The organism is Pseudomonas sp. GW823-FHT02C02 (assembly GCF_058797635.1).
Map to the genome: position 1 here is coordinate 118,725 of NZ_JBXAJV010000013.1, position 26,054 is coordinate 144,778.

At 60.5% G+C, this 26,054-nt stretch carries 26 protein-coding genes; 12 read left to right on the forward strand and 14 right to left on the reverse strand.

Annotated elements, in window-relative coordinates:
- The 4 genes from AC1ROI_RS22145 to fabI are packed head-to-tail and all read left to right on the forward strand — an operon-like array spanning position 1 to position 4,523.
- Entirely contained in the window at positions 1–1,074 is a 1,074-nt protein-coding gene (locus AC1ROI_RS22145; protein ID WP_010459785.1) for a microcin C ABC transporter permease YejB, read from the forward strand.
- Position 1,075: 1 nt separating this feature from the next.
- Entirely contained in the window at positions 1,076–2,095 is a 1,020-nt protein-coding gene (locus tag AC1ROI_RS22150; protein WP_010459784.1) for an ABC transporter permease, read from the forward strand.
- Between the two features lies 1 nt (position 2,096).
- Entirely contained in the window at positions 2,097–3,707 is a 1,611-nt protein-coding gene (locus tag AC1ROI_RS22155) for an ABC transporter ATP-binding protein (protein ID WP_010459782.1), read from the forward strand.
- Positions 3,708–3,728: 21 nt separating this feature from the next.
- The gene (fabI, locus tag AC1ROI_RS22160; RefSeq protein ID WP_077749640.1) at positions 3,729–4,523 is read left to right on the forward strand and encodes an enoyl-ACP reductase FabI; all 795 of its coding nucleotides are present in this window, start codon (positions 3,729–3,731) and stop codon (positions 4,521–4,523) included.
- A gap of 204 nt (positions 4,524–4,727) precedes the next feature.
- Here the strand turns inward: fabI and AC1ROI_RS22165 are convergent, their stop codons facing one another.
- Together AC1ROI_RS22165 and AC1ROI_RS22170 are read right to left on the reverse strand one after the other, a co-directional pair.
- Positions 4,728–5,939 (reverse strand): NHL repeat-containing protein, encoded by a 1,212-nt coding sequence (locus tag AC1ROI_RS22165; protein ID WP_102594389.1) that lies wholly within the window; start codon positions 5,937–5,939, stop codon positions 4,728–4,730.
- 195 nt (positions 5,940–6,134) lie between these two features.
- Positions 6,135–7,001 (reverse strand): LysR family transcriptional regulator, encoded by an 867-nt coding sequence (locus AC1ROI_RS22170; RefSeq protein ID WP_010459776.1) that lies wholly within the window; start codon positions 6,999–7,001, stop codon positions 6,135–6,137.
- Between the two features lie 114 nt (positions 7,002–7,115).
- On the opposite strand from AC1ROI_RS22170, the gene AC1ROI_RS22175 reads away from it, so the two are divergent.
- A complete protein-coding gene (locus tag AC1ROI_RS22175) occupies positions 7,116–7,541 on the forward strand; it encodes a VOC family protein (protein WP_010459775.1) in 426 nt (141 codons plus the stop codon).
- Positions 7,538–8,815 carry an amidase gene (locus tag AC1ROI_RS22180; protein WP_102594388.1) on the forward strand — a complete coding sequence of 426 codons (1,278 nt, stop codon included), beginning with the start codon at positions 7,538–7,540 and terminating at the stop codon, positions 8,813–8,815. Before AC1ROI_RS22175 ends, AC1ROI_RS22180 begins: the two co-directional genes overlap by 4 nt.
- Here the strand turns inward: AC1ROI_RS22180 and AC1ROI_RS22185 are convergent.
- From AC1ROI_RS22185 to AC1ROI_RS22205, 5 genes are all read right to left on the reverse strand, one after another.
- Positions 8,806–9,399, reverse strand: coding sequence for a GGDEF domain-containing protein (locus AC1ROI_RS22185; RefSeq protein ID WP_010459770.1), 594 nt, complete (start codon positions 9,397–9,399; stop codon positions 8,806–8,808). The genes AC1ROI_RS22180 and AC1ROI_RS22185 overlap by 10 nt on opposite strands.
- Before the next feature lie 74 nt (positions 9,400–9,473).
- Complete coding sequence (locus AC1ROI_RS22190) at positions 9,474–10,052, reverse strand: hypothetical protein (RefSeq protein WP_010459768.1); 579 nt, start codon at positions 10,050–10,052, stop codon at positions 9,474–9,476.
- 1 nt (position 10,053) lies between these two features.
- Entirely contained in the window at positions 10,054–12,222 is a 2,169-nt protein-coding gene (locus tag AC1ROI_RS22195) for a xanthine dehydrogenase family protein molybdopterin-binding subunit (protein ID WP_010459766.1), read from the reverse strand.
- 24 nt (positions 12,223–12,246) lie between these two features.
- On the reverse strand, positions 12,247–12,702 hold the full coding sequence (locus AC1ROI_RS22200) for a (2Fe-2S)-binding protein (RefSeq protein WP_102594387.1): 456 nt from the start codon (positions 12,700–12,702) through the stop codon (positions 12,247–12,249).
- 378 nt (positions 12,703–13,080) lie between these two features.
- The gene (locus AC1ROI_RS22205) at positions 13,081–13,926 is read right to left on the reverse strand and encodes an oxidoreductase (protein ID WP_102594386.1); all 846 of its coding nucleotides are present in this window, start codon (positions 13,924–13,926) and stop codon (positions 13,081–13,083) included.
- 113 nt (positions 13,927–14,039) lie between these two features.
- Between AC1ROI_RS22205 and AC1ROI_RS22210 the strand changes: the two genes are divergently transcribed.
- Positions 14,040–14,957: a LysR family transcriptional regulator gene (locus AC1ROI_RS22210; RefSeq protein WP_083376909.1), complete on the forward strand. Its 918-nt coding sequence runs from the start codon at positions 14,040–14,042 to the stop codon at positions 14,955–14,957.
- Between the two features lie 189 nt (positions 14,958–15,146).
- Here AC1ROI_RS22210 and AC1ROI_RS22215 read toward each other — a convergent pair whose 3' ends face one another.
- On the reverse strand, positions 15,147–15,395 hold the full coding sequence (locus AC1ROI_RS22215) for a transmembrane sensor/regulator PpyR (RefSeq protein ID WP_077750507.1): 249 nt from the start codon (positions 15,393–15,395) through the stop codon (positions 15,147–15,149).
- A 266-nt stretch (positions 15,396–15,661) separates the two neighbouring features.
- Between AC1ROI_RS22215 and AC1ROI_RS22220 the strand changes: the two genes are divergently transcribed.
- Together AC1ROI_RS22220 and AC1ROI_RS22225 are read left to right on the forward strand one after the other, a co-directional pair.
- Positions 15,662–16,159, forward strand: a complete 498-nt coding sequence (locus AC1ROI_RS22220) for a VOC family protein (protein WP_102594385.1) — start codon at positions 15,662–15,664, stop codon at positions 16,157–16,159.
- A gap of 35 nt (positions 16,160–16,194) precedes the next feature.
- On the forward strand, positions 16,195–17,028 hold the full coding sequence (locus AC1ROI_RS22225) for an AraC family transcriptional regulator (RefSeq protein ID WP_102594384.1): 834 nt from the start codon (positions 16,195–16,197) through the stop codon (positions 17,026–17,028).
- 67 nt (positions 17,029–17,095) lie between these two features.
- Here the strand turns inward: AC1ROI_RS22225 and AC1ROI_RS22230 are convergent, their stop codons facing one another.
- The 5 genes from AC1ROI_RS22230 to AC1ROI_RS22250 all read right to left on the reverse strand — a co-directional run bounded on the left by AC1ROI_RS22230 (position 17,096) and on the right by AC1ROI_RS22250 (position 22,233).
- The gene (locus AC1ROI_RS22230) at positions 17,096–17,683 is read right to left on the reverse strand and encodes a LysE family translocator (RefSeq protein ID WP_102594383.1); all 588 of its coding nucleotides are present in this window, start codon (positions 17,681–17,683) and stop codon (positions 17,096–17,098) included.
- 76 nt (positions 17,684–17,759) lie between these two features.
- Positions 17,760–19,268, reverse strand: coding sequence for a tripartite tricarboxylate transporter permease (locus AC1ROI_RS22235; protein WP_010459748.1), 1,509 nt, complete (start codon positions 19,266–19,268; stop codon positions 17,760–17,762).
- A gap of 14 nt (positions 19,269–19,282) precedes the next feature.
- On the reverse strand, positions 19,283–19,777 hold the full coding sequence (locus AC1ROI_RS22240) for a tripartite tricarboxylate transporter TctB family protein (RefSeq protein WP_077750510.1): 495 nt from the start codon (positions 19,775–19,777) through the stop codon (positions 19,283–19,285).
- Positions 19,774–20,745: a tripartite tricarboxylate transporter substrate binding protein gene (locus AC1ROI_RS22245; RefSeq protein ID WP_102594382.1), complete on the reverse strand. Its 972-nt coding sequence runs from the start codon at positions 20,743–20,745 to the stop codon at positions 19,774–19,776. The genes AC1ROI_RS22240 and AC1ROI_RS22245 overlap by 4 nt, the downstream gene beginning before the upstream one ends.
- A gap of 156 nt (positions 20,746–20,901) precedes the next feature.
- On the reverse strand, positions 20,902–22,233 hold the full coding sequence (locus AC1ROI_RS22250; RefSeq protein WP_102594381.1) for an aminotransferase-like domain-containing protein: 1,332 nt from the start codon (positions 22,231–22,233) through the stop codon (positions 20,902–20,904).
- Positions 22,234–22,324: 91 nt separating this feature from the next.
- Between AC1ROI_RS22250 and AC1ROI_RS22255 the strand changes: the two genes are divergently transcribed.
- The gene (locus tag AC1ROI_RS22255) at positions 22,325–23,221 is read left to right on the forward strand and encodes a DMT family transporter (protein ID WP_102594380.1); all 897 of its coding nucleotides are present in this window, start codon (positions 22,325–22,327) and stop codon (positions 23,219–23,221) included.
- A gap of 169 nt (positions 23,222–23,390) precedes the next feature.
- On the opposite strand, the gene AC1ROI_RS22260 is transcribed toward AC1ROI_RS22255, so the two are convergent.
- On the reverse strand, positions 23,391–23,753 hold the full coding sequence (locus AC1ROI_RS22260) for a DUF6124 family protein (protein ID WP_010459737.1): 363 nt from the start codon (positions 23,751–23,753) through the stop codon (positions 23,391–23,393).
- Positions 23,754–24,228: 475 nt separating this feature from the next.
- Here AC1ROI_RS22260 and AC1ROI_RS22265 point away from each other — a divergent pair, with 475 nt between their 5' ends.
- Together AC1ROI_RS22265 and AC1ROI_RS22270 are read left to right on the forward strand one after the other, a co-directional pair.
- Entirely contained in the window at positions 24,229–24,849 is a 621-nt protein-coding gene (locus AC1ROI_RS22265; RefSeq protein ID WP_010459735.1) for a LysE family translocator, read from the forward strand.
- A gap of 74 nt (positions 24,850–24,923) precedes the next feature.
- Positions 24,924–25,964 carry a DMT family transporter gene (locus AC1ROI_RS22270; RefSeq protein WP_102594379.1) on the forward strand — a complete coding sequence of 347 codons (1,041 nt, stop codon included), beginning with the start codon at positions 24,924–24,926 and terminating at the stop codon, positions 25,962–25,964.
- The last annotated feature ends 90 nt before the right edge of the window (positions 25,965–26,054 follow it).

Below are 26,054 nucleotides of genomic sequence, written 5' to 3' on the forward strand. Positions count from 1 at the left end.
ATGCTGGCGTATATTTTTCGGCGACTGCTGCTGATCATCCCGACCTTGCTCGGCATTCTGCTGATCAACTTCGTGATCATCCAGGCCGCCCCCGGTGGGCCGGTGGAGCAGATGATCGCCAAGCTCGAAGGCTTCGAAGGCGCCACCAGCCGCATTGCCGGCGGCGGTGCCGAAGTCTCGGTGGCCGGCTCGGCCTATCGCGGCGCGCAGGGCCTGGACCCGATGCTGGTCAAGGAAATCGAGCACATGTACGGCTTCGACAAATCGGCGCCGGAACGCTTGTGGATCATGATCAAGAACTACGCCACCCTGGACTTCGGCGACAGTTTCTTCCGCGACGCCAAGGTCATCGACCTGATCAAGGAAAAGATGCCGGTGTCGATCTCGCTCGGGCTGTGGAGCACGCTGATCATGTACCTGGTGTCGATCCCGCTGGGGATCGCCAAGGCAACGCGACACGGCAGCCACTTTGACGTCTGGACCAGTTCGCTGATCATCGTCGGTTACGCGATCCCGGCGTTCCTGTTTGCGATCCTGCTGATCGTGGTGTTTGCCGGCGGCAGCTACCTGGACTGGTTCCCGCTCAGGGGACTGACGTCGAACAACTTTGATGAGCTGAGCACTGGCGGCAAGATTCTCGATTACTTCTGGCACCTGGCATTGCCGGTGACCGCGCTGGTGATCGGCAACTTCGCGACCATGACCCTGCTGACCAAAAACAGCTTCCTCGACGAAATCAACAAGCAGTACGTGGTCACTGCCAAGGCCAAGGGCCTGACCAATCACCGTGTGCTTTACGGTCATGTGTTCCGCAATGCGATGCTGCTGGTGATCGCCGGCTTCCCGTCGGCGTTTATCGGGATCTTCTTCACCGGCTCGCTGCTGGTGGAAGTGATCTTCTCCCTGGACGGTCTCGGTTTGATGAGTTTCGAGGCGGCGATCAACCGCGATTACCCGGTGGTGTTCGGCACGCTGTTTATCTTCACGTTGCTGGGGCTGGTGGTGAAACTGATTGGCGATTTGACGTACACCTTTGTCGATCCGCGCATCGACTTCGAAAGCCGGGAGCATTGAGATGAATCTGTCCCCGCTCAATCGCCGGCGTTTCGAACTGTTCAAGGCCAACAAGCGTGGCTGGTGGTCGCTGTGGCTGTTTCTGGTGCTGTTCGGCCTGAGCCTCGGCGCCGAACTGATTGCCAACGACAAACCGCTGGTGGTGCATTACGACAACGGCTGGTATTTCCCGGCGCTCAAGCGCTACCCGGAAACCGCGTTCGGCGGCGAATTTCCGCTGGAGGCCAACTACAAGAGCCCGTACATCCGTGAATTGCTCAAGGCCAAGGATGCCTGGGTGCTGTGGGCGCCGATCCCCTACAGCTACCAAAGCATCAATTACGATCTGAAAGTCCCGGCGCCGGCGCCACCTTCGGCCGACAACCTGCTGGGCACCGACGATCAGGGCCGCGATGTGTTGGCGCGGGTGATTTACGGCTTCCGCATTTCGGTACTGTTTGCGCTGACCCTGACCATTCTCAGCTCGATCATCGGCGTGATTGCCGGGGCCTTGCAGGGGTTCTATGGCGGCTGGGTGGATCTGGCCGGGCAGCGTTTCCTGGAAATCTGGTCCGGGCTGCCAGTGTTGTATTTGCTGATCATTCTCGCCAGTTTCGTGCAGCCGAACTTCTGGTGGCTGCTGGGCATCATGCTGCTGTTCTCGTGGATGAGCCTGGTGGACGTGGTGCGCGCCGAGTTCCTGCGCGGGCGTAACCTGGAATATGTGCGCGCGGCCCGTGCGCTGGGCATGCAAAATGGCGCGATCATGTTCCGCCACATCCTGCCCAACGCCATGGTTTCGACCATGACCTTCATGCCGTTCATTTTGACCGGTGCCATCGGCACCCTGACCGCCCTCGACTTCCTGGGCTTCGGTTTGCCGCCGGGTGCGCCGTCCCTGGGTGAACTGGTGGCCCAGGGCAAATCCAACCTGCAAGCTCCGTGGCTGGGCATGAGCGCGTTTGCCGTGTTGGCATTGATGTTGAGTTTGCTGGTGTTCATCGGCGAGTCCGCTCGCGATGCCTTCGACCCGAGGAAGTGAAATGAATCAGGACAATCTGATCGAAGTGCGCGACCTGGCCGTCGAGTTCGTCGTCGGCGATCACTGCCAGCGGGTGGTGGAAGGCGTCAGCTTCGACATCAAGCGCGGCGAAACCCTGGCCCTGGTTGGCGAAAGCGGCTCAGGCAAATCGGTGACCGCGCATTCGATCCTGCGACTGCTGCCCTACCCGCTCGCCCGGCATCCGTCCGGGACCATCGAGTATTCGGGGCAAGACCTGCTGAGTCTGAAAGAGAAAACCATCCGCCACATCCGCGGCAACCGGATCGCGATGATCTTCCAGGAACCGATGACCTCGCTCAATCCGCTGCACTCGATCGAGAAGCAGATCAACGAAGTGCTGGGTATTCACAAGGGCCTTGTCGGCAAAGTGGCGACCAAGCGCACCCTGGAATTGCTGGAAATGGTCGGCATTCCTGAACCGCACAAGCGCCTCAAGGCTTTACCCCACGAGTTGTCCGGTGGCCAGCGCCAGCGGGTGATGATTGCCATGGCCCTGGCCAACGAGCCGGAACTGCTGATTGCCGACGAGCCAACCACCGCGCTGGACGTGACCGTTCAGCTGAAAATCCTCGAACTGCTCAAGGAATTGCAAGCCCGCCTGGGCATGGCCTTGCTACTGATCAGTCACGATTTGAACCTTGTACGAAGAATTGCGCATCGCGTATGTGTCATGCAGCGCGGTTGCATCGTCGAACAGGCATCGTGCGAAGAGTTGTTCCGCGCGCCGCAGCATCCGTACACTCGGGAACTGCTGGCAGCGGAGCCCAGCGGGACGCCTGCGACCAACGTGATTGGCCCGCCGCTGCTGCAGGTCGAGGACCTGAAAGTCTGGTTCCCGATCAAGAAAGGCTTTCTGAAAAAGACCGTTGACCACATCAAAGCGGTGGACGGGATCAATTTCAGCCTGCCTCAGGGCCAGACCCTGGGGATTGTGGGAGAAAGCGGTTCGGGCAAGTCGACACTGGGTTTGGCGATTTTGCGGCTGATCGGCAGCAAAGGCGCCATCCGGTTTGAAGGCAAGCAGCTAGACTGCCTGACGCAGGCCGAGGTTCGGCCGTTGCGCCGGGAGATGCAGGTGGTGTTTCAGGACCCGTTTGGCAGCCTGAGCCCACGGATGTGCGTGAGCCAGATCGTCGGCGAAGGCCTGCGGATCCACAAGATGGGTACCGAGGCGGAACAGGAACAAGCGATTATTGCGGCATTGAAGGAGGTAGGCCTGGACCCGGAAACCCGGAACCGCTACCCCCACGAATTTTCCGGTGGGCAGCGGCAGAGAATCGCCATTGCCCGGGCATTAGTGCTAAAACCGGCGTTGATTTTGCTGGACGAGCCGACATCGGCCCTCGACCGCACCGTGCAACGCCAAGTGGTGGAGCTGCTGCGTTCACTGCAAACCAAGTACAACCTGACGTATCTGTTTATCAGCCATGACCTGGCTGTCGTCAAGGCGCTGAGCCACCAACTGATGGTGGTCAAGCAGGGCCAAGTGGTCGAACAGGGAGACGCGCAAAGTATCTTTGCCGCCCCCCAACATCCGTATACACAGCAGTTGCTGGAAGCCGCTTTCCTGGCTCCGGCCACTGCGCAATAACCTGAAAGAGAGGAGCAACACATGGGTTTTCTCGCCGGTAAGCGCGTACTGATCGTCGGTGTCGCCAGCAAGCTGTCCATCGCATCCGGCATCGCTGCCGCCATGCATCGCGAGGGCGCTGAGCTTGCCTTCACTTATCAGAACGACAAACTCAAGGGTCGTGTCGAAGAGTTCGCACAAAGCTGGGGTTCCAACCCTGACCTGTGCTTCCCGTGCGACGTGGCCAGCGATGAAGAAATCGCCAAGGTTTTCGTTGAGCTGAGCAAGAAGTGGGACGGACTGGATTGCATCGTGCACTCCGTCGGCTTCGCCCCGGGCGACCAACTGGACGGCGACTTCACCGAAGCCACCACCCGTGAAGGTTTCCGCATCGCTCACGACATCAGCGCCTATAGCTTCGTGGCCCTGGCCAAAGCTGGCCGCGAAATGATGAAAGGCCGCAATGGCAGCCTGCTGACCCTGTCGTACCTGGGTGCCGAGCGCACCATGCCGAACTACAACGTAATGGGCATGGCCAAGGCTTCGCTGGAAGCCGGCGTGCGTTACCTGGCCGGCTCCCTGGGCCCGGACGGCACCCGCGTCAACTGCGTATCGGCTGGCCCGATCCGCACCCTCGCCGCTTCCGGCATCAAGAACTTCCGCAAGATGCTGGCCGCCAACGAAGCGCAAACCCCGCTGCGTCGCAACGTCACCATCGACGAAGTCGGCAACGCCGGCGCCTTCCTGTGCTCGGACCTGGCGTCCGGTATCAGCGGCGAAATCATGTATGTAGACGGTGGCTTCAACACCACTGCGATGGGTAGCCTGGAAGAGTGATCTTCTGCTAGCCAATAAGAAACCCGCCTCGTCTGGCGGGTTTTTTATGCCTGCATTATCAATGCCCGACGCAAATCCCCTGTGGGAGCGAGCCTGCTCGCGATTGCGGTCTGACATTCAGTATTGATGTTGACTGACACACTGCAATCGCGAGCAGGCTCGCTCCCACAAGGATTTGTGGCTTGCGTGGTCGTAAAGACGCTATCAGCTCAGGATACCCAAGACTTTCGGACCTTGAGCTTCACTTGAGTCCAGATTAACCGCGAGGATGAGTCGATTGCCGGTGCGCGGGACAATAATGTCATTCACCCGGCCAGCTTGCTGTCGAACCACCCCAGAATCACCGAAAGAAGTGTCTAGCTCACCGCCCTCGGTGGTACGCAGCCAGTACAGGTTTTGCACAGGAAAATTCTCACTCCCTGCGACCACGATTTTTTTATCCGGCTGTACGGTGATGGACGGGATGTTTATAAAGCCGGAACCCAGATCAACCACCAACGGCGCTCCATTGTTAAAGGTCTTATCCGAGGTGCCATCACCCAATACCCGTTGCACGGAAACATAACGGTTGCCATCGTTATTAATCGACGTGACAGCGGCGATGATTATCTTGTCATCATCCACCACCATCGAGCCAAAACCAGCGTAGCTTTTGTCTTCCCAAAATCCGTCAATGCCGAAGGTTTTGTTCAACGTGCCGTCTCGGTTGTAGCAAGCCAAGACCGCGTTCGGCACTGATGTGCCTGATGCCGGGCGGTCAACAATCCCAAACACAACGATGCGCCCGTCTGACAGGACGCCGATACTATGAATCGTTGTAATCGGCCCCTTGAATCTGACTTCAAATCCAGTGTCGGGATGACCTTGGTCATCCAGGGTGTATACCCTACCTGCCGAATCAATAGTTGTGCCCTCGCTGTCCGCCAATTGGTAACTTGCGGCCACTAACACATGGTTGTCAGCAGTGAGGCATCCCGTAGGTCCGAATGTCTGCAAACCCTGCTCCGGAGGGACGGGGTCTACGGGTAAAGGCAGCATTTTTGTGCCAAAGACTAAATCAGGACTTCCTCCCTCGTTGAATCGCGTGATCGCAGCCTGCCGGATAAAGGGCTCATTACCCGAGTTACCAATCAACAGGAATTTGCCGTCTCTTCGAGCAAGTAAACGTGTGAAACTTTCGAATTGGCCTTTGGCGAAGTCCCACGCGAACGGTTGGAAGGTCGGATCGGAAGTGCCATCAGCCATGGCCCGATAAACCCATGAGACACGGCCTGTTTGAGCCACGTAAAGAAGTTTGCCGGCAGATGTTTCAACGACACACTGAGACGAACCTTGGGGAATATTGATCATACCGTTGTCAGCAAATCCCACATCCAGGTCACCTGGTGCTTGCTGCGTGTTGGCTTGCGCTGTCATGCCGTTATCCTCCTGAAGTAAGGGCTCCATGCAATCAGGGGAATGCCAACAAACATCCATCCCGACAGCCAGATCCGTTTGACAGCGCCACCCTAATGCGAAAGCCGACACGCATATCACTGTCATAAATAACAGTCTTACTGTCTTCAAGAGCCAAAATTCATTCTTTACAGCACATACACTGCCACGCCTGCGTTAGCCGGCAGGTTGCGCCAGGCACTTGGCAAACAACAGCTGGATCGGCTGCGTGCGTTGGCTGTAGCGCTGCAACAAGACAATCTCCCGATAAAACGTCAGCTCGCCCAGCGCGATGATCCTGACCTTCGCCCCATGTTCAAGCCATAACCCGGCCTCGGGCAGCAGTGAAACGCCAAACCCGCATTCAACCATTTTCACAATGGCTTCCAGCTCATCCATCTCCATCGCCACGTGCACATCAATCTGCTGTTCACGCAAAAATCGCGTAATCAGGCGCCCTCCGAATGAGTTACGGTCGTACCGCACGTGCGGCTGGCTCGCGAGGATCTGCAGCGGATCATCGCCCTCAAGATCCATCGGCACGATCAATACAAACGGTTCCCGGCGAATCACCTGCGCCGACAGCTCCTTGGGCAGTTCGAAGGGCGGCTTGATCAATATCGCCAGATCCACCTCACCCGTATCGACCTGACTCAGCAGGCTCAACGACACGCCCGGCACCAGTTTCGGTTCCAGCAGCGGTGCCTGCTCCCTCAAGCGCAAAAATGCCTGAGGTAGCAACCCGGTCTGGACCGTGGCCACCGCACCGATTTTCAACTCGCCACGGTACTCGCTGACGTCCTCACTGACGGCCATCCGGCTAAACGTGTCGAGGATCTGCTGTGCCATCGGCAATGCCCGTTGCCCTGCGGCATTCAGAATCGCCTGTCGCCCGGTGCGATCGAACAGGCGGATGCCCAGCGCCTTTTCCAGGTTGCGCATCTGCGCGCTGACCGCCGACTGCGTCAGACCGATGTGCATGCCGGCGGCGGCGAATGTGCCGTAGCGTGTGACGGCGACGAAGGTTTTCAATTCGCGCAGCATTGGACTTCTCGATTGATCGAAATAATTTGAGCTCGACGCAAAAACTATCGTCTTTCAATCAAAAATCATAGCGCTAAACTCAGGCTCATCTCCTGACAATCCGAGGCGAATCCGATGCAACTCTCCCCTTTTCACTTGGCTGTACCGGTTTACGATCTGGCCGCTGCCCGGCGTTTCTATGGCGAAGTCTTCGGTCTTGAAGAAGGCCGTTCCAGCGAGCATTGGGTCGACTTCAACTTTTTCGGTCATCAACTGGTGATTCACCTGGCACCGAAAAACGCTTCACAGGAAGCGGCGCACACCAATGCCGTGGACGGTCATGACGTACCGGTGCCGCATTTCGGTGTGGTGCTGGGGATGGCGGAATGGGAGGCGCTGGCCGAGCGCTTGAAAGGCCTTGGGACACGCTTCGTGATCGAGCCAGGCATCCGCTTTCAGGGATTGGTGGGCGAGCAGTCCACGATGTTTCTCTTCGACCCTTGCGGCAACGCGTTGGAGTTCAAGGCATTTAAAAACATCAGCCAGTTGTTCGCCAAATGAACCGCCCAGCCCTTGACGCGACCACCCTCAGTGAAGCGGTAGTCAATGGCGATACGACCGCTGCCGCCATCGCCGAATCCTTTCTTGAGTGCATTCAGGCGCGGGAGCCGGAGATTCAGGCGTTCGTCTCGTTCGACGACCGGCAGGTGCGTGCCGATGCTGCGCAGATCACCGGGCGCGGCCTGCTGGCCGGCGTCCCCGTCGGCATCAAGGACATCTTCGACACGGCCGCCTACCCCACGCAATTTTTCTCGCCCATCTACGCCAACCATCAACCGTCCCGGGATGCCCACGTCGTGACGCTGCTGCGCCAGGCCGGGGCGCTGATCATCGGCAAGACCCACACCACCGAATTTGCCTACATGCACACTGGCCCGACCCGAAATCCTCACGATCTCGCTCGCACGCCGGGCAGCTCCAGCGCGGGTTCGGCGGCGGGGATGGCAGCGGGTTTCTTTGCGGTGGCGCTGGGCACCCAGACGGCTGGCTCGCTGCTCAAGCCGGCGTCCTATTGCGGCCTCTTCGCCTACAAACCTTCCCTGGGACTGGTGTCGCTGGAAGGTGTAAAGCCGCTGGCGCCGAGCTTCGACACCGTGGGCTGGTATGGACGATCGGTGCGCGATCTGCACCTTGTGGCGCGGGTGTTGATTCCCGGTTTTGTAGTGCCGGACGTCGAGCGGCGTCCACTGCGGCTGGGTTTCTGCCGCACCTCACGCTGGGATCAGGTGGACGCCGAGGTGGCCTGCGCTCTGGAGCAGGCCACGGATCAGTTGCGCAGCGCCGGCCATTATGTGAGCGAACTGGAACTGCCCGATGAGTTTGCCGCAGTGTTCGACGACCATCAGCTGATCAACGATTGCGAAGGTGCCCGCTCGCTGGCCAAGGAATTCCAACGCCATCGTGCTCAACTGAGCCCATCGACACTGGCCATGTTCGAGCGAGCGGCGGCAACAACCTGGGAGCAGGAATCCGCTGCCAAGGCGCGCCTGGCCACCCTTGCGCCCCGTTTGAATGAGCTTTGCCAACCGTTCGACGCCATGCTCGGCGCCTCCTGCGGGATGGTCGCGCCGATGGGCCTGGAAAGCACCGGACCGTCGGATTTCATCAAGTTCTGGGGGGCGTTTGGCTGGCCGCAGGTGAACGTCCCGCTGGTGCGCGCCCACCCCATGTTGCCGGTCGGGCTACAGATCATCGGGAAGTTCAGGGACGATGGCCGGCTGTTGCGAACGGCCGCCTACGTTGCCGCAGCGTTGCAAGGCGCCGCTCAGCAATGATCCGTGTCGTGCATCGCCTTATCGGCCAGGGTCAACACGTCTTCCGCTGTCGGGTTTAGCCGAGCATCAAACTCGACCTGGCCAATGCTGAAGTGAATGGCAAAACTGCGATTCGCCGTGGCATTGCGCTCGGCGAGTATTTCTTCGAGCCGGGCCTTGATCGCGGACAGCTCGACAACGCTTGCACCCGTCAACAGGGCGACAAACTCATCGTTGCCCAGTCGACCAATCACATCGCTTTCGCGAAAGGCGATACGCAGCACGTCAGCGAAGGTCTTCAGGGCGTGATCACCCTCGGCGCGCCCGTACAGATAGTTGATTCGCTTGAAGTTATCGAGGTCGAAAAACAGCAGCGTTGCCGGCAGCCCCAGTTGCTGGCAGGCGTCCATCCCCTGTTGGGCCAGCGCTGTAAAACCGTGGCGGTTGGGCAGCAGCGTCAACTCGTCCATGCTCGCCATCTGCACGCCCATCAGTTCTTGCTCGGCCTTGCGGGCCAGGTCACGCAACAGCTCACGCTCCTGCAGTGGCGAACGTAACGGGTCTGTACAAGCACCGCGCTTGACCGGTTTGCCTGGGATCAGCATGACTCACTCCATTGGCGGGTATTTACTTTAGAGTCGTGCATACCCGGTTTGACTCCCTGTTAACGGACCGCCGGTCAACTGCCCTGCACCGGACACGGGCCTCCAGCGGTCGCCCACAGCTTGAATTGGGTGACGAAAATGTCGTGCGGCACCGGCACCGGCGCCCTTCCCTCACCCGGATTCCAGCCCCAGAGCACCAGTTTGTCCTCGGTGACGTGCTTGATCAGGGCCGCGAAATCACGGTCACCATTACTGGAGCGATCCTTGATCATCGCGCACAACTGGTCGGCCGGCAGCCCGATCCAGGCCATCTTGTGCGCCGCGGGCGGCAAGCTCCAGTGCGGCGCCCCCGGTGGTGTATGCGGCCCGTAGCTGGCGGGCGGATTGGCCTCGGCGTGACAGGTCGCGCAGGGCAAACCCGCTGCGCCCTTGCCGTCCATCCCGCGCACTACGCTCATGGCGTGGGGGATGCCTGCATCGAACTGCAACGGCGAATCGCCCGGGATATGACAGTTCTGGCAACGCGGACTTTGAAAGACCTTCTGCACCGTATCAAACGCCTTGATCGCTTCCTTATCGTCAGCAAACAGGTGCTCGGCATAGCTGACCAAGCCGATCAACACCACCGTCCCCAGAATCAGATGTCGTCTCATCTCACACCCCCGACAGTTGCAACGGCAGTTCCCGCAAGCGCTGCCCGGTCAGGGCGAACACCGCGTTGGCCACTGCCGGCGCCGTGGGTGGGACGCCGGCTTCGCCAATACCGCCGGACCGTTCAGTGCTTGGCACGATATGCACTTCGACCACCGGCATTTCGTTGAGCCGCAGCACCTGATAGTCGTGGTAATTGGATTGCACCACCTGACCGTCCTTGAACGTCAGTTTGCTGTGCAAGGTAAAGCCGAGGCCGAAGGTGATGCAGGACTCCATCTGCGCCGCGATGCTCATCGGGTTGACCGCAATCCCGCAGTCCACCGCGCACACCACCCGATGCACGCGGATTTTCAGGTTGTCCTGGGACACCTCAGCGACCTGCGCGACGTAACTGCCGAAAGACTCATGCACCGCCACACCCAAGGCATGGCCGTCCGGCAGTTCCGCCTTCCAGTTGGCTTTTTCGACGGCGAGGTTCAGAACACCCAAATGTCGCGGATGCGCCTTGAGCAAGGTTCGTCGGTATTCCACCGGATCCTTGCCAGCCGCCTCCGCCAGTTCATCAATCAACGACTCCATGACAAACGCCGTGTGGCTGTGCCCCACCGAACGCAGCCACAACACGCTGATGCCGGTAGTCGGCGAGTGCAGTTCCACCTGGTGATTGGCCAGGTCTTCAAGGTACGGGCTGTCGGCAACGCCTTCGACCGAGGTCTTGTCGATACCGTCCTTGACCATCGTCGCCTCCATCATGGTGCCGGCCATGATCGACTGACCGACCATCACATGCTTCCAGGCCACAGGCATGCCGCCAGCATCCAGGCCGATCCGTGCCTGATGCAGGAACGCCGAGCGGTAATAACCGCCGCGGACGTCATCCTCCCGGGACCAGACGGTTTTCACCGGCCCGCCTGCCGCCTTGGCGACCTGCACGGCTTCAGCGACAAAGTCCGAGGTCGGATTGGCCCTGCGACCGAAGCCGCCGCCGAGGAATTCGGTGTGGATTTCAACCTGCTCGGGTTTGAGCCCGGTGATCTTGCCCGCGATCATTTGATCCAGGGTCTGGAACTGCGTGCCGGTCCAGATCTCGCACTTGTCCTTGCTGATTTTCACCGTGCAATTGAGCGGCTCCATCGGCGCATGGGCCAGGTACGGCACGCTGTATTCGACATCGACGGTCTTGGCCGCCTTGCCCAGCGCGGCGGTGGTATCCCCGGCCTTGCTGGCAGAGACGCCAGGCGTGGTCGCGAGTTTGCGGAAGCTTTCCAGCAATTTCTGGCTGTCGAGGCCGGCATTCGGCCCCAGGTCCCACTCGACCTTCAGCGCATCGCGCCCCAGCTTCGCCGCCCAGTAATGGTCGGCAATCACCGCCACGCCGGTGGGCACCTGCACCACTTTATGCACGCCCGGCACGGCCAGCGCTTCGGCGCCTTCGAAAGATTTGACGCTGCCGCCAAACACGGGTGAGCGGGCGACCATGGCAGTCATCAAGCCATCGAATTGCACGTCCATGCCGAACTTGGCCCGGCCGGTGATTTTCTCCGGGGTGTCCAGGCGCTTGGTGGGTTTGCCGATCAGTTTCCAGTCCTTGGCCTCTTTGAACTTGATCGAAGCCGGATCCGGCACCGGCAGCTTGCCGGCGTCGTCCGCCAGTTCGCCGTAGGTCGCGCGATTGTCGCCGGCAATGACCACACCTGACTCGGTGTGAATCGCCGAGGGCGCGACGTTGAAACGCTTGGCGGCTGCGTCGACCAGCATCAGACGCGCTGCCGCGCCGGCCTGGCGATAACGATCGAACTCCATCCACGTCGAAGTCGAGCCGCCGGTGATCTGCATTCCGCCGAAACCCGCCATGCCGTAGTCAGCCGCCGAGGCGGGTGAATGTTCGACGCGGATTTTCGACCAGTCGGCGTCCAGCTCTTCTGCGATCAGCATGGTGAGGCCGGTCCAGATGCCCTGGCCCATTTCCGAGTGGCCGAGCAGTACGGTGACGACGTTGTCGTTGCCGATCCGTAAAAACGCATTGGGCGCAAACACGTTGCCTTCATTCTCCGCCCCCACGGCAAAGCGATGGGCGCCGGGAATGACGAACGCCACCACCAGACCTCCGCCCAACAGCGCGCTGCCCTTGAGAAAACCGCGACGTGACACCGGGTTGATGCTGTTCATGTTCAGACTCCCTTCAACGTGGCATCAATCGATCTCGGCGGCGCGTTTGACCGCGGCGCGGATCCTTGGGTAGGTGCCGCAGCGGCAGATATTGCCGGAGAGCGCCTGATCGATGTCGCTGTCGGTGGGTTTGGGGATTTTCGCCAGCAGCGCGGCGGCGGACATGATTTGCCCGGACTGGCAGTAACCGCACTGCACCACGTCGAGTTCGGCCCAGGCTTGCTGCACTGGGTGCGAACCATCCGTGGACAGGCCTTCGATGGTGAGGATTTTTTGCCCGTGGGCCACCGCGGTGGCGGGCGTGATGCACGAGCGCAGCGGCGCGCCGTCGACGTGCACGGTGCAGGCGCCACACTGGGCCATGCCGCAACCGAATTTGGTCCCGGTCAGGTGCGCGACATCGCGCAGGACCCAGAGCAGCGGCATGTCCGCGGGGACATCCAACTCCTGATCCTTGCCGTTGATATTCAGGGTCAGCATTGCGAATTTCCTCAGACTCACGGTGTTCTGAAGGGGCGTTGCTGTGACACGGAATGCCTACGCGCGCCTCCGGTTATCCCTACAGCTAAGCGCAAAATGCCGGGCGAGACCGGTTCATCGACCACCGGTCAAAAAAAGGCCACCTTGATGGGTGGCCTTGGAATGAGGTTTTGTAGTGATGGCGCTTGGGCGGCTAGCGGGCTTTTGTGCCTGGTGGGCATTTGTGGCGAGGGCGCTTGCTCCCGCTCGGCGGCGAAGCCGTCGCAAAACCAACACGGTTTTTCTGATGTACCGGGTTTGGAGGGCTTGGGGCCGCTTCGCAGCCCAGCGGGAGCAAGCTCCCTCGCCACAGCAGCTCCCTGGCCACAAAGATTGCGATCAGTAGTCGGTGGACACCGACACCTCGCGCCACGTCTGCAACTGATCAGCAACGAAGGCGTTCTTGGCTTCGATCGCCGCGACGCAATCACTGCCCAGCGGCAAGCGCAGCGGTGCCTTTTTTGCTTCCACCAGGATAATCATGGCCTGGGCGAGCTTGTCCGGGTCGCCCGGCTGGTTCAGGGTCACGGCCTTGGCAATTTTGCGCACCTCACCCGCCGTGCTGTCGTAGTCGGCAATCGTCGACGGGGATTCGACCAGGGAGTTACCCTCGAGGAATTCGGTCCGGAAGTATCCAGGCTCAACCACGGTGACTTTGACACCCACAGGTGCCAACTCGGCGTGCAACGCCTCGCTCAGGCCTTCGACGGCAAACTTGGTCGAGCAATAGACGCCAAACCCCGGCCCCGACGCGTAACCACCCACCGATGACAGGTTGATCACATGCCCACTGCGGGCGGCGCGCATGTATGGCAACACGGCCCGAGTGATGTTCAGCAAACCGAAGACGTTGGTTTCGTAGACGCGGCGTACTTCATCGGCGCTGGCTTCTTCCACCGCGCCCAGCAAACCAAAGCCGGCGTTGTTGACCAACACATCAATGCGCCCGAAGTGCTCGACGGCGGCCTTGGCGACCGCAACGCCTTGCGCTTCGTTGGTGACATCCAGGGACACGGCGAGCAACGCGGGTTGAGTGCCGAAACGTTGGGTGACGCTGCTGGCATCACGGGCGGTGGCCACCACGGCGTCGCCATTGGCCAGTGCAGCGGCCGCGATCCTGGCGCCGATACCACGGGAAGCGCCAGTGATGAGCCAGACACGTTTGAAGGTGTGGGAAGTGGTCATGAATCGAGTTCCTTGTTTGGGTTGGGGTGAGCACAAGGTACGCAGGAAGATTGGTCTGAAAAATGCCCTCGTGTTACAAGCACTATGAAACTGTCTTTCATAATGGCGCCGATATGAATCACGATCCTTTCGATGGCTTGACCGAGTTTCTGGCGGTGGCCGAGCACAAAAGCTTCACCCTCGCCGCCACCCGGTTGGCGGTGACGCCCACGGCGGTCAGCCACGCGATCAAACTGCTCGAGCGGCGCACCGGCGTGTTGCTGTTCCAGCGCACTACGCGCCGGGTGGCGTTGACCGAGGCTGGCGCCAGCCTGTTCGCCCGCTTGCGTCCGGCGGCCAGTGAAATCGACGAAGCCCTGGCGGTGCTCAGCGGTTTTCGCGACCAACCGATGGGCACGTTGCGCATCACCGCGCCACGCCTGTCCGGCGCCTTGTTGATCGAGCCGCTGATGCCGCTGTTTCGCCAGGCTTATCCGCAGGTCGGCCTCGACATTTCATTGGACGACGCCACAGTCGACTTGATGGAAAGCGGTTTCGATGCCGGGATCCGGCTGGGAGAGTCCATCGAGAAAGACATGATCGCCGTGCGCCTGACACCGGACCTGCAATGGTCGGTGGTGGGTTCGCCAGCGTACTTCGCCAAGGCCGGCAAACCGCTCAGCCCGGAAGAGCTGACCCGGCATGCGTGCATCGGCTTCCGCTTCGCCAGCTCCGGCAGCGCGCATCGCTGGGAGTTTCGCCGCGACGGGCGAGACTTCACGGTGGGCGTCGAGAGTGGCGTGCTCGTCAATGATCGCAAGCTACTGATCAGCGCCGCCCGAAACGGGCTCGGATTAGCTTACGCCTGCAACCTGGAGATCATCGACGAGCTGGCGAACGGTCAGCTGGAGCGAGTGCTGCAGCCGTTTGTGCCGCTGAGTTCGGGGTTGTACCTGTACTTCCCCAGCCGTACCCAGACTCAACCGAAACTGCGCGCTTTCATCGACATGGCCACGCAGTGGATCGCTGATCGCGGCGGCCTTGGGCATTAGAGTCTCGGCCTCAACAGGATGCCGGTGTAGTGCATGAGAAACAGGCCGAAAGCGCCGCTCCACAACAGCGCCGAGAGCCCAGCCCCCACCCGGAAAACGGTACCGGAAACACCCGGCTCGCACCGGTGATCGCCAGAAAGAAGGGTCGAACGCCGAGACTGAAAAGGGGTGCAGCGGCGAGTCTGCGCATCAGGCCAACGCCCTGACCAAACCTTTACTCAACCGATGCTGGGCCAGCAGGCGCATCACGTAGCCGATCTTGAGCAAGGTCGGCCCGACGATGGTCATGGCATGCATCATCACCAGCGCCACGATTGGCACATGGCCGCCGTAGAGATACGCGCCGTAGATGCCCGCCAAAAGCAGTGCCAGACCCGCGCCCAGCACGCGACTCGACAGGTTCAGAACGTTCTGAGGATTGTTGAAGAACTCGAACATTTTTCCGTACTCCTGAAGCAGTTCAGTTGTACGTTTTACGTATTAAGTCTCGTGCCAGTTTTTTAATCCTTACAAATCAGCGCCCTGAAGCCATATGAGTCATAACGACCATCCCCGCCAATGGTCTATATGACTCACACAGGTGTCATTTTGACTCATTCGCACACCAGGACCTGAGGGTAAATGTCGATCTACGGTCCAGCCAATCGACCACAAGCTGGCTACGCTGATAATCCAGCATGAATCACCCGTAGAGGAGCTTCATCATGCAACGCGTGCAAAAACTGACGCCCTGCCTCTGGTTCGACAATCAGGCCGAAGAGGCAGCGAAGTTTTACTGTTCGATCTTCGATCATTCGAAAATCACCGCCATCACTCACTACGGCAAGGCCGGCCAGGAGGTTCATGGCATGCCCGAAGGCTCTGTGATGACGGTCAGCTTCGAACTCGACGGGCAGCCCATGACAGGCCTCAATGGCGGCCCGGCGTTCACGTTCAGCGAAGCGATTTCGTTTCAGGTCAACTGCCAGACCCAGGAAGAAGTCGACTATTTCTGGGGCTCGCTTTCCGCCCATCCGCAGAACGAGCAGTGCGGTTGGGTCAAGGACAAGTTCGGCGTGTCCTGGCAGATCGTGCCGGTCGCCATGATGGACATGCTCAAAGACCCCGACACGAAGAAATCCCAACGCGCCATGCAAGCCATGATGCAGATGAAAAAGCTCGACATTGCCGCGTTGCGACGAGCCTTTGACGGCGAGAGCTAATACACTCCGTTGCTGGCCTGCCGAGGACATTGACGATGAAGCACACCGTTGCCAAAGACGCTGACACAGCACCCCGTTTCTGGCGAGACGATGCCCTGCCCTTCATCGAGGCCCGTTCCATCGCCGACGGCCGCGAGGTCTGCTACACCAGGCATTCCCACGAGCACTTTTCCATCGGTGCGATCACCGCCGGGCGCAGTACTTACCTTCATGAGCAAGCGCAGTTCCAGGTCAGCGCCGGCACCGTGGTGTTGATGAACCCTGATGATGTGCATGCCTGCAATCCGATCGACGACCAGCCGTGGTCATACTTGATGCTGTACGTCGAAACGCCCTGGCTGACCGATTTGCAGCGTCAGCTCGGCTTCAGCCAGGACTCCGCCTTCAGGCGGTTTTCCGTCACCCACACCCGCGATGGCAACCTGTTCGACGGCCTCAACAGCTTGTACGAAATACTGGTTGATCCCTGGCAGGACGTGTTGTGCAAACACAGTGCGGCGGTGGAGTTTTTTACCGATGTGCAACAGCGGCTAAACCCGGTCGATCAAGCGTTGCGCGAACCCAATTTCAAGCTGGAACGGGCCGCCGACTACATTCGTGACAACTGTACACACCCACTCAAGCTCGAGGATATTTGCGACGCGGCTCAACTCTCTCCGTCCTACCTGATTCGCGCCTTCAAGCACCATTACGGCATGACGCCCCATGCCTTTCTGGTCAACCGGCGTATCCAGTTCGCCCGTGATCAACTGCGCAATGGCAAGTTGATTGCGGAGGTAGCACTGGAAGCGGGATTTGCCGATCAGGCGCATTTCCAGCGGGTATTCAAACAGCATCTGGCAGCGACACCGGGACAGTATCGAGGCTAAGCACACCGTTGATAAAAAATGGGTTCAGTTTGCTGCACGGTCTCGATTGAGGTGAGTGACCCGGGGGCTAGGAAACCAGCAGATACACGGCACTCGCCCCCAGCAATAGCGCCATGACGCGGTTAAACAAGCGCATGCCTGCAGGGTTATTCAAATAACCCTGCAGGAAAGTTCCGGCATACGCCCAGCACCCCACCGACACGTAGCAAATCACCAGATACACCGCTGCAAACTGCCAGACCAACCGCGCCTCGCCGTCCGCGACGAAGGCGCCCATGCCCGCCACACACGCCAGCCAGGCTTTCGGGTTAAGCCATTGCATCACCGCGCCATACAGCATCGACGGTGCCCGGCGTGACTCTTTGGCGTCGATGCGACCATCGTCTGAAGCAAGCTTCCAGGCCATGAACAACAAAAACGCCACGCCCGCCAGTTGCACCACCTGTGTCAACGCGGGCCAGATGCGCAACACCTCATGCAGCCCCAGGCCCATCAACACCAGCAATAACACAAAGCCCAACGTGGCCCCGGCCACATGCCGCTGACTGGCGCGAAAGCCGAACTGCGCCCCCGAACTCAACGCGACAATGTTGACCGGACCCGGCGTTATCGACGCCACCAGGGCAAATGTGGCCATGGAGATAATCAGACTCATCGCACACCTTCTTCAATTCAGGAAAACCAGCGCCCAAGGTACTGAGCGCCCTGCCCTGCGTATTGAAGAAAACTGCCTAATCATCCTCATGCAACTTGATGCCCCGAGCGTGCAGCAGATGGGGCACGATCAACACCAACAGGGTCAGCGCGAGAAACGACGCGGCGATAGGTTGCGTCAGAAAGATCATCCAGTCACCTTCGCTGATGGACAACGCGTTGCGCAGCTGTTTTTCGGCCATCGGTCCCAGCAGCATGCCCACGATCACCGGCGCGACAGGGAAATCGAAGCGCCGCATCAGCACCCCGCCCCAACCGATTGCCAGCATCAGCAGCAGGTCGAACGAAGAGTGGCGCATGCCGTATACACCAATGGTGGCGAACACCAGAATGCCGGCGTTCAGGTACGGTCGGGGAATCTGCAACAATTTGACCCACAACCCCACCAACGGCAGGTTCAACACCAGCAGGATGACGTTGCCGATGTACAGCGAGGCGACAAGGGTCCAGACCAGATCACCCGAGGTCTGGAACAGCATCGGCCCCGGTTGCAGATTGTAGTTCTGGAACGCGGCCAACAGGATTGCAGCCGTGGCGGAAGTCGGAATGCCCAGCGTCAGCAGCGGCACCAGGGAACCGGTCGCGCTGGCATTGTTGGCGGCCTCGGGGCCGGCAACGCCTTCGATGGCACCCTCGCCCTTGCTGCCTGCAAACTCTTTGGGAAACTTGCTCAGTTTGCGTTCGGCCGAATAGGACAAAAAGGTCGGGATTTCAGCGCCACCGGCCGGAATGGAGCCGAAAGGAAAACCGATCAGAGTGCCCCGCAGCCAGGCGGGAATCGAGCGTTTCCAGTCGGCGCGCGTCATCCACAAAGACGTCAGCCGGTGCCGACCGGACGCTTCTTCTTTTTGATACAGCAAGCTGTACAACGCCTCGCCCACGGCAAACAAACCGACTGCCACGAGCACGACTTCAATGCCATCCACCAACTCCGGCACGCCCAGGGTGTAGCGGGCAATGCCCGAGGTCGAATCCAGGCCGATCAAACCAATCGTCAAGCCAATCCCCAGCGAGACGAAACCCCGCAGCATCGAAGCGCCGAGCACTGCCGACACCGTCGTGAAGGACAGCACCAGAATCGCAAAATACTCCGCCGGACCAAACTTCAGTGCCAACGTGGCAACGATGGGCGCAAACAAGGTGAGCAGGACCGTCGCGATGGTGCCGGCGACAAACGACCCGATAGCCGCCGTCGCCAGGGCCGGCCCTGCCCGTCCGTTTCGGGCCATGAGGTTGCCTTCCAGGGCCGTGACCATGGACGACGATTCCCCGGGGGTATTGAGCAGGATGGACGTGGTCGAGCCGCCGAACTGAGCGCCGTAATAGATCCCGGCGAACATGATCAGCGCCCCCGTGGGGTCGACCTTGGCCGTGATCGGCAACAGCAGCGCAACGGTCAGCGCCGGTCCGATCCCCGGCAACACACCGATGGCCGTGCCGAGCAGGCAGCCGATGAATCCCCACATCAGATTGATCGGGGTCAGCGCGGCGGCGAAACCGATGGCCAGGCTTGAGAGAATATCCACCGTGCTTTACCTCCTCAGATCCAGGCGTTGATCAGGGGCGGAAGGGACACGCCGAGCCCGGCGTTGAACAGCCAGTAAATCGGCAGCGTCAGGGCAATGCCGATGGCGAGGTCGCGCACCGGGCGACGACTGCCAAACCCCCGGGCCGAACAGGCGAACAACAACCCCGCCGACAGCACGAACCCGATGAGGTTGATCAGCACTGCCACGCCCACCAGGCCCGCGGTCACCCAGGCAGCCCCGAGTTTGCCGCCGGGCAGCGCCTTGGCAGACTCGTCTTCGTGATCGGCCAATTCGCGAAAACCACCGGTGACGGCCTGATAACACAGCAACAGACCGACCACACCGAGGAACACTGCTAATGCGTAGGGATAGACGTGAGCGCCGAGGATGACGAAACCCATTTCCTCAGGAAAGCGGTTGGCGCCGAGCGCCAACACTGTACTGATGGCGACCACACCGAGGCCGATCGCCAGTTGCACCGGCAGGATTCTACGAGTCGGGTTCATTTCGCAATCAACCCGACCTCGACCAGCATCGCACGCAACCGCACGTGTTCTTCGTCGACGAATTTGCCGAACTCATCGCCGGTCAGAAGGTTGGGCGCCCATTTATTGGTCTCGACATTGGCTTTCCAGCCGTCGCTGGCGGCGGCGGCCAGCACGGCGTCCGTCACTTCCTTGCGCTGCTCGGGTGTGAGGCCCGCGGCACCGTAAACACCGCGCCAGTTGCCGATAGTCACGTCGTAACCACTCTCTTTGAGCGTTGGCGCGTCGATGCCGGCAATGCGCTCGGGCGCGCCGATGGCGAGCACCCGGAACTGGCCGTTGCGGATGTATTGGCCCAGTTCGGCATAACCTCCGGTGATCACCTTGATCTGGCCTCCGAGTACCTGCGCCACCACTTCGCCCCCACCCGCGAACGCCACGTAGTTCACCTTGTTAACGGGGATTCCCATTTTGCCGGCCAGGTCGGCGATCCCGATGTGATCAATCGACCCCTTGGAACCTCCGCCCCACGTGATGCTGGAGGGTTTGTCCTTGAAGGCTTTGAGCAAGTCCTCCAGGGTTTTGAACTCGGACTCCTTGCGTACGGCAATGACGTTGTATTCGGTGAACAGCCGGGCAACCGGTGTCACGTCCTTCAAGGTGATTTGCGGTTTGTTCTGTTCAATACCTGCGACCATGATCGCCCCGACCACCAGCAGCGCATTCGGGTCGCCCTTGGTGCTGTTGGCAAATTGCGCCAGCCCGAGCGTACCGCCAGCGCCGCCCTTGTTCTCGAAGGTGACGGATTTGGCCGCCTTGGCCTCGACCAGGGCTTTGCCCAGATCCCGTGCGGTCTGGTCATAGCCGCCACCGACCGAGCCAGGGGCCATGAACTTGACGGTGTCCAGCGCAAACGCCGGTGCCGCGAGCGCGGCAGCGGTGACGGCAATTGCCATGAAGCGGCTTGATCGACGGAGCAAGGCAAGCATAGGGACTCTCCCGATATTATTTTTGTGGGGTGCCGATTGAATCGCGCTCAGGAGCAAACCCTGCTCTCTGAACATGCGTCTGTGAACAAGCGTAGGTCATGGTTGTGGTTATGGGTGTGTGGCTAGCGAAGTGATCACACCCGGGCAATGACTTCGCTACGTGTACGCCCCGACCACCCGCTTCACTTTCTCCAGTGCCACGGCAAGTGCGCCCAAGTCCACCGAACCCAGCGCCAGGCGGATCGCATGCGGCACATGGACAGAAGTCGCAAACGGTTCGGCGGTCGAGACCGCCACCTGCTCGCGCATCAATGCCATGGCAATCTGGTCGGCCCGTGCGTCTTCCGACAAGGGCAGCCAGATAAAGTAGGAGGATGGATGGCGCACGAAGTGCAGGCCGGCCAGGTGCTGATCGGCCACGGCCTGGCGGGCCTGTGCGTCTGCACGTTTTTGCGCTTCGAGCTGGCTGACGGTGCCGTCATCGATCCACGCACACGCAATCGCCGTCATCACCCCGGGGGTATTCCAGGTAGTCGCCCTGATCGTGCGCTCCAGTGCGGGCACGGTTTGCAGGGGCGCAGCGACGAATCCGACGCGTAGCCCGGTGGCGACGCTCTTGGAAAAGCCTGAAACGTACACCGTTCTTTCGGGGGCCAATTGTGCGAGCGGTGGCAGCGAGTCTTCGGCCAGGAACGCGTAGGCAGCGTCCTCGATGATGTGCAGGTCATGCTGGCGCGCAATCGCCACCAGGCGTTCACGCTGATCGGCGGCCATCACCCATCCCAGCGGATTGTGCAGCGTCGGCATGGTGTAGACGGCTCGCACCGATCGGATCCGGCAGAGCTTTTCCAGCGCCTCCAGATCCGGCCCGGTGTCGGTCCCGGGAATGGGCACGACTTCCAGATGCAGCGTTTCAGCCAGCACCTTGAACCCTGGATAGGTCAAGGCGTCGGCCGCGATCACGTCCCCCGGTTGCAGCAGCGCCATCAACGCCACCGTCAAACCATGCTGCGCGCCACTGACGAGCAACACCTGCTCGGCCTGTACCGTCAGCCCGCGCACCTCCAGATGGCGCGCGACCGATGCCCGCTCATGCAGGCGCCCCGCGTGCGGTTGATAGCGCAGATGGGATTCCAGGTCACCCGACAATGCGAGCTGACGCAAGGCATTGCGCAGCAGATCGGCCTGCCCCGGTACCGAGGGATAGTTGAAGTTGAGGTCGATCATCCCCGCCGCCACGCTGGGCTGATGAATGCCCAGGCTGGGCGGCAGCGAAGTCTCCCGGACGAAAGTCCCGCGCCCCGTTTCGCCACTGACGAGGCCCATGGCCTCCAGCTCTGCATAGACCCGGCTGGCAGTGACCAAGGCCAAGCCATGGCTGGCGGCGAGCAAACGGTGAGTCGGCAGGCGCGTACCGGGCGGCAAACGCCCTGAGCGGATATCGGCTGCGAAGGCGTCCACCAGCGACTTGTACCGGGAGCGAGGCATAGGGAAATGTATCCATGACAATTTTTTGATTGTATCGATAGTCGGTCATACGATGCGCTGAACGCAACCCCGCCCCTTGAGTGGACGCCAAATGGAACGCACATCGAAGCTGCAAAACCCGACCGTGGAAAAGAACACCAGCGGGTTGATCAATGGACTCATCGGCGTCCTGATCTTCAGCGGTTCGCTGCCCGCGACACGGGTGGCCGTCCTGGAATTCGAGCCGGTCTTTCTGACCGTCGCCCGAGCCACCATCGCCGGCGTGCTGGCGCTGTGCATGTTGTGGCTGTTCAAGGAAAAGCGCCCTGCGCGCCACCAGATGCTGCCCTTGGTCATCGTCGCGCTGGGCGTGGTGGTCGGGTTTCCGCTGCTGACGGCGCTGGCGCTTCAATATGTGACGTCCGCGCACTCCATTGTCTTCGTCGGCATGTTGCCGCTCGCGACCGCCGCGTTCGGGGTGTTGCGCGGCGGCGAGCGTCCCCGGCCGGCCTTTTGGTTCTTCTCGGTCCTGGGCAGCCTGCTGGTGGTCGGGTTCGCCGTTTCCCAGGGGCTCACCGCTTCGCCGGCCGGCGACATCCTGATGTTACTTGCCATTCTTGCCTGCGGCCTCGGTTACGCCGAAGGGGCAAAGCTTTCCAAAACCCTGGGCGGCTGGCAGGTGATTTCCTGGGCGCTGGTAGTGTCACTGCCGATCGTGGCGCCACTGACCTGGTGGCTGACGCCCTCTTCGTTCTCGGGCATCAGCGCACCAGCCTGGTTGAGCCTGGCGTATGTGTCGCTCTTCAGCATGCTGATCGGCTTCGTATTCTGGTATCGCGGATTGGCCCAAGGGGGGATTGCAGCCGTTGGGCAGCTGCAGCTGCTACAGCCGTTTTTTGGATTGGCGCTGGCGGCTACGCTGCTTCACGAGCAGGTTAGTCTCGGCATGCTCGGAGTTACTGTTGCGGTGATTTTGTGTGTGGTGGGTGCGAGGAGGTTTGCGAGGTAGACCGACGGTGCCCGGCGAAACCGGCCGGTCTTGTGGCCAACAACCCCCCCAGTGATTGGCAGACCACTGGGGGTTCTTCGCGTTTGAAACGCACGAGTCGCTGCTATGCCACTTCTGGCCCTGATGAACAGCCAAACATCCGTTAGCCACTCACCACAGCAAGCGGCACCTACTTGGGCAGATCAATCTTATCCAACACCCGGTTCGCCGTGATCTCCGCCGTCATGATGCTGTTGGATATACCCAGCAACGCGTAACGCGATTCACCCTCCAGATGATCCACCAACTGATGGACCATCACATCGACCGAGGCCAGGGTCTCGACCAGATAAACCGCCAGGGTTTCGGCCGAGGCCTCGGGGTCTACGGAAAACAGGGTGCTGCGTATTCGCGGGATAGCTTTGATATCGGCATTCGACGGGAAGTGGAAGTCGAGCGCTCGCTCGGCGGCTTCGTTGAGCTTTTTGGAATCGGCGGATTCGTAGGGGGAAACGTCGTCGGTTCCCGGGGGATTGGGTGTGGCCTTGAACATTGTGATGCTCCTTGATTAGTGGAGCTGCCACCATTCGCGGTCAAACGAATGAAGGTGGCAGCTGTACGCGGGTTGACCGACCGGAAATCAAGGAATCCGGCACACCCGAAGATGTCCCGCGCACAGCCACCGCAAAAAAGCCGGAAACTTTTCTTGGGCACTGGTGCGCCTTGATTGAGTCGGACGGTCAAATCCGGACGCTGAATTGGCAGCGACCCGGAAACGATAGAGCCCAGGCCCAAGGCGCACAAGCCGGCGGATTCTGGCGCAGCCGTAGGCAACGGCGCAAGGATTTGTAGCTTTCAGGAAGTAAACCCGACGGGTTTTAAACAAGCGCCCGCAAATCATGTTGAATAAGCAGGCGCGCACTCACGACAAACAACAAAAGTGTACGGCGACTTGCGTCCATCGCTGTACGGGGAAAGCCCCCCGCCGGCCATGATAAAAATAGCGCTCTCGTTACCGGAGACCTGTCATGGACCTCGCCACGCTCACGCTGTTTATCCCCGCCTGCTTCGCCCTGAACATGGCGCCGGGCCCGAACAATCTGCTGTCGGTCAGCAACTCGACCCGCTACGGCTACCGCATCTCCTGCGTGGCCGGGATCGGGCGGTTGCTGGCGTTTGCCGGGATGATTGCCTTGGCATCGGCCGGGTTGGCGGTGGTGCTGCAAACGTCCGAGTTGCTGTTCTACGGCATCAAGATCGTTGGCGCGGCGTATCTGTTTTACCTCGCATGGCAATTGTGGCGCGCCGATCCGGGCGTCGAAAAAGCCGCGACGGGTGCGTCGGTCGGCGTGTTGGCGCTGGCGCGACAGGAGTTTCTGGTGGCGGCCGGCAACCCCAAGGCGATCCTGATCTTCACTGCATTCCTGCCGCAGTTCGTCGACCCGACCCGCGCCGTGACGCCACAGTTTGCGTTGCTCGGCGCGTTGTTCCTGATGCTGGAATGGATCGCCATCAGCGCCTACGCCTACATGGGCCTGCACATGCGCCGCTGGTTTGCCGAGCCCCGGGGCAAGCGGCTATTCAACCGTTGCTGCGCGGGGTTGTTGTCGGCGGCGGCTTCGGTGCTGTTGATGGCGCGTCGGGCATGAGTTCCTGGGGTTGACGGGATGCAGCGCAGGTTCAAACTGCGCTGCATCACTAATCAATACTCGCCGAGCCTCGAATGAACCTGAACGTTGTCTATGCCCTGAGCGCAGCCGCGCTGTTTGGGGCGAGTACGCCGCTGGCCAAGGTGTTGGGCCTGGACGTCTCGCCGATCCTGCTGGCTGGATTGCTGTATCTGGGGAGCGGGCTGGGCTTGACCCTCGTCAGGCTGATCCGCGACCGGGGCTGGCAGCCCAGCGGCCTGAAAGCGTCTGAATGGCCCTGGCTGATCGGTGCCATCGTGTTTGGCGGCGTGCTGGGGCCGGTGGCGCTGATGTTTGGTTTGACCCTGACCTCCGGCGCCACGGCCTCGCTGATGCTCAACCTCGAAGCGGTACTGACTGCCGTGTTGGCGTGGGTCGTGTTCAAGGAAAATGCAGACCGACGCATCGTCGCCGGGATGCTGGCCATTGTCGCGGGTGGATTGCTCCTGGCGTGGCCGCACGATTCGGCTCAGCCACAAGGCTGGATCGGGCCACTGGCGGTCGCACTGGCCTGCGCCTGTTGGGCGATCGATAACAACCTCACGCGCAAGGTGTCGGCCTCGGATGCCGTGTTCATCGCCGGGATCAAGGGGCTGGCCGCAGGGTTGGTGAACTGCTCGCTGGCGTTGCTGCTGGGGGCAAAACTGCCGCACATCACGGTAATCGGGCCGACGTTGATCGTCGGCTTCCTCGGCTACGGCATCAGCCTGGTGTTGTTCGTGCTGGCGTTGCGCGGGCTGGGCACTGCACGTACGGGCGCCTACTTTTCCACGGCGCCTTTTCTCGGCGCCGCCATCGCCCTCCTGCTGTTCGGTGAGACGGTTTCCCTGACCTTCTGGATTGCGTCGCTGCTGATGGGCCTGGGCGTCTGGATACATCTCAGGGAGCATCATGCCCATGAGCATCAGCACGTGGCACTCACCCATGGCCATCGGCACGTGCATGACGAGCATCATCAACATGAGCATTCGTTCGAGTGGGACGGGACCGAGCCGCACAGCCACGAACATCAGCACACGCCGATCCGCCACAGCCATCCACACTTTCCGGACATTCATCACCGACACAAGCATTAGCGGGGGGAAAGTGCGTTGGTTTTGGTCGCGAGCCTGTCGATAACAAAGACTCTTCGGAATTCGCCGACACAAAAGCCATTGGGGACTGGC

What these genes read in the sequence shown, in the direction of transcription:
- AC1ROI_RS22145 (WP_010459785.1), top strand. Translation starts at nt 1, where the DNA reads ATGCTGGCGTATATTTTTCGGCGACTGCTGCTGATCATCCCGACCTTG.
- AC1ROI_RS22150 (WP_010459784.1), top strand. Translation starts at nt 1,076, where the DNA reads ATGAATCTGTCCCCGCTCAATCGCCGGCGTTTCGAACTGTTCAAGGCC.
- AC1ROI_RS22155 (WP_010459782.1), top strand. Translation starts at nt 2,097, where the DNA reads ATGAATCAGGACAATCTGATCGAAGTGCGCGACCTGGCCGTCGAGTTC.
- fabI (WP_077749640.1), top strand. Translation starts at nt 3,729, where the DNA reads ATGGGTTTTCTCGCCGGTAAGCGCGTACTGATCGTCGGTGTCGCCAGC.
- AC1ROI_RS22165 (WP_102594389.1), bottom strand. Translation starts at nt 5,939, where the DNA reads ATGACAGCGCAAGCCAACACGCAGCAAGCACCAGGTGACCTGGATGTG.
- AC1ROI_RS22170 (WP_010459776.1), bottom strand. Translation starts at nt 7,001, where the DNA reads ATGCTGCGCGAATTGAAAACCTTCGTCGCCGTCACACGCTACGGCACA.
- AC1ROI_RS22175 (WP_010459775.1), top strand. Translation starts at nt 7,116, where the DNA reads ATGCAACTCTCCCCTTTTCACTTGGCTGTACCGGTTTACGATCTGGCC.
- AC1ROI_RS22180 (WP_102594388.1), top strand. Translation starts at nt 7,538, where the DNA reads ATGAACCGCCCAGCCCTTGACGCGACCACCCTCAGTGAAGCGGTAGTC.
- AC1ROI_RS22185 (WP_010459770.1), bottom strand. Translation starts at nt 9,399, where the DNA reads ATGCTGATCCCAGGCAAACCGGTCAAGCGCGGTGCTTGTACAGACCCG.
- AC1ROI_RS22190 (WP_010459768.1), bottom strand. Translation starts at nt 10,052, where the DNA reads ATGAGACGACATCTGATTCTGGGGACGGTGGTGTTGATCGGCTTGGTC.
- AC1ROI_RS22195 (WP_010459766.1), bottom strand. Translation starts at nt 12,222, where the DNA reads ATGAACAGCATCAACCCGGTGTCACGTCGCGGTTTTCTCAAGGGCAGC.
- AC1ROI_RS22200 (WP_102594387.1), bottom strand. Translation starts at nt 12,702, where the DNA reads ATGCTGACCCTGAATATCAACGGCAAGGATCAGGAGTTGGATGTCCCC.
- AC1ROI_RS22205 (WP_102594386.1), bottom strand. Translation starts at nt 13,926, where the DNA reads ATGACCACTTCCCACACCTTCAAACGTGTCTGGCTCATCACTGGCGCT.
- AC1ROI_RS22210 (WP_083376909.1), top strand. Translation starts at nt 14,040, where the DNA reads ATGAATCACGATCCTTTCGATGGCTTGACCGAGTTTCTGGCGGTGGCC.
- AC1ROI_RS22215 (WP_077750507.1), bottom strand. Translation starts at nt 15,395, where the DNA reads ATGTTCGAGTTCTTCAACAATCCTCAGAACGTTCTGAACCTGTCGAGT.
- AC1ROI_RS22220 (WP_102594385.1), top strand. Translation starts at nt 15,662, where the DNA reads ATGCAACGCGTGCAAAAACTGACGCCCTGCCTCTGGTTCGACAATCAG.
- AC1ROI_RS22225 (WP_102594384.1), top strand. Translation starts at nt 16,195, where the DNA reads ATGAAGCACACCGTTGCCAAAGACGCTGACACAGCACCCCGTTTCTGG.
- AC1ROI_RS22230 (WP_102594383.1), bottom strand. Translation starts at nt 17,683, where the DNA reads ATGAGTCTGATTATCTCCATGGCCACATTTGCCCTGGTGGCGTCGATA.
- AC1ROI_RS22240 (WP_077750510.1), bottom strand. Translation starts at nt 19,777, where the DNA reads ATGAACCCGACTCGTAGAATCCTGCCGGTGCAACTGGCGATCGGCCTC.
- AC1ROI_RS22245 (WP_102594382.1), bottom strand. Translation starts at nt 20,745, where the DNA reads ATGCTTGCCTTGCTCCGTCGATCAAGCCGCTTCATGGCAATTGCCGTC.
- AC1ROI_RS22250 (WP_102594381.1), bottom strand. Translation starts at nt 22,233, where the DNA reads ATGCCTCGCTCCCGGTACAAGTCGCTGGTGGACGCCTTCGCAGCCGAT.
- AC1ROI_RS22255 (WP_102594380.1), top strand. Translation starts at nt 22,325, where the DNA reads ATGGAACGCACATCGAAGCTGCAAAACCCGACCGTGGAAAAGAACACC.
- AC1ROI_RS22260 (WP_010459737.1), bottom strand. Translation starts at nt 23,753, where the DNA reads ATGTTCAAGGCCACACCCAATCCCCCGGGAACCGACGACGTTTCCCCC.
- AC1ROI_RS22265 (WP_010459735.1), top strand. Translation starts at nt 24,229, where the DNA reads ATGGACCTCGCCACGCTCACGCTGTTTATCCCCGCCTGCTTCGCCCTG.
- AC1ROI_RS22270 (WP_102594379.1), top strand. Translation starts at nt 24,924, where the DNA reads ATGAACCTGAACGTTGTCTATGCCCTGAGCGCAGCCGCGCTGTTTGGG.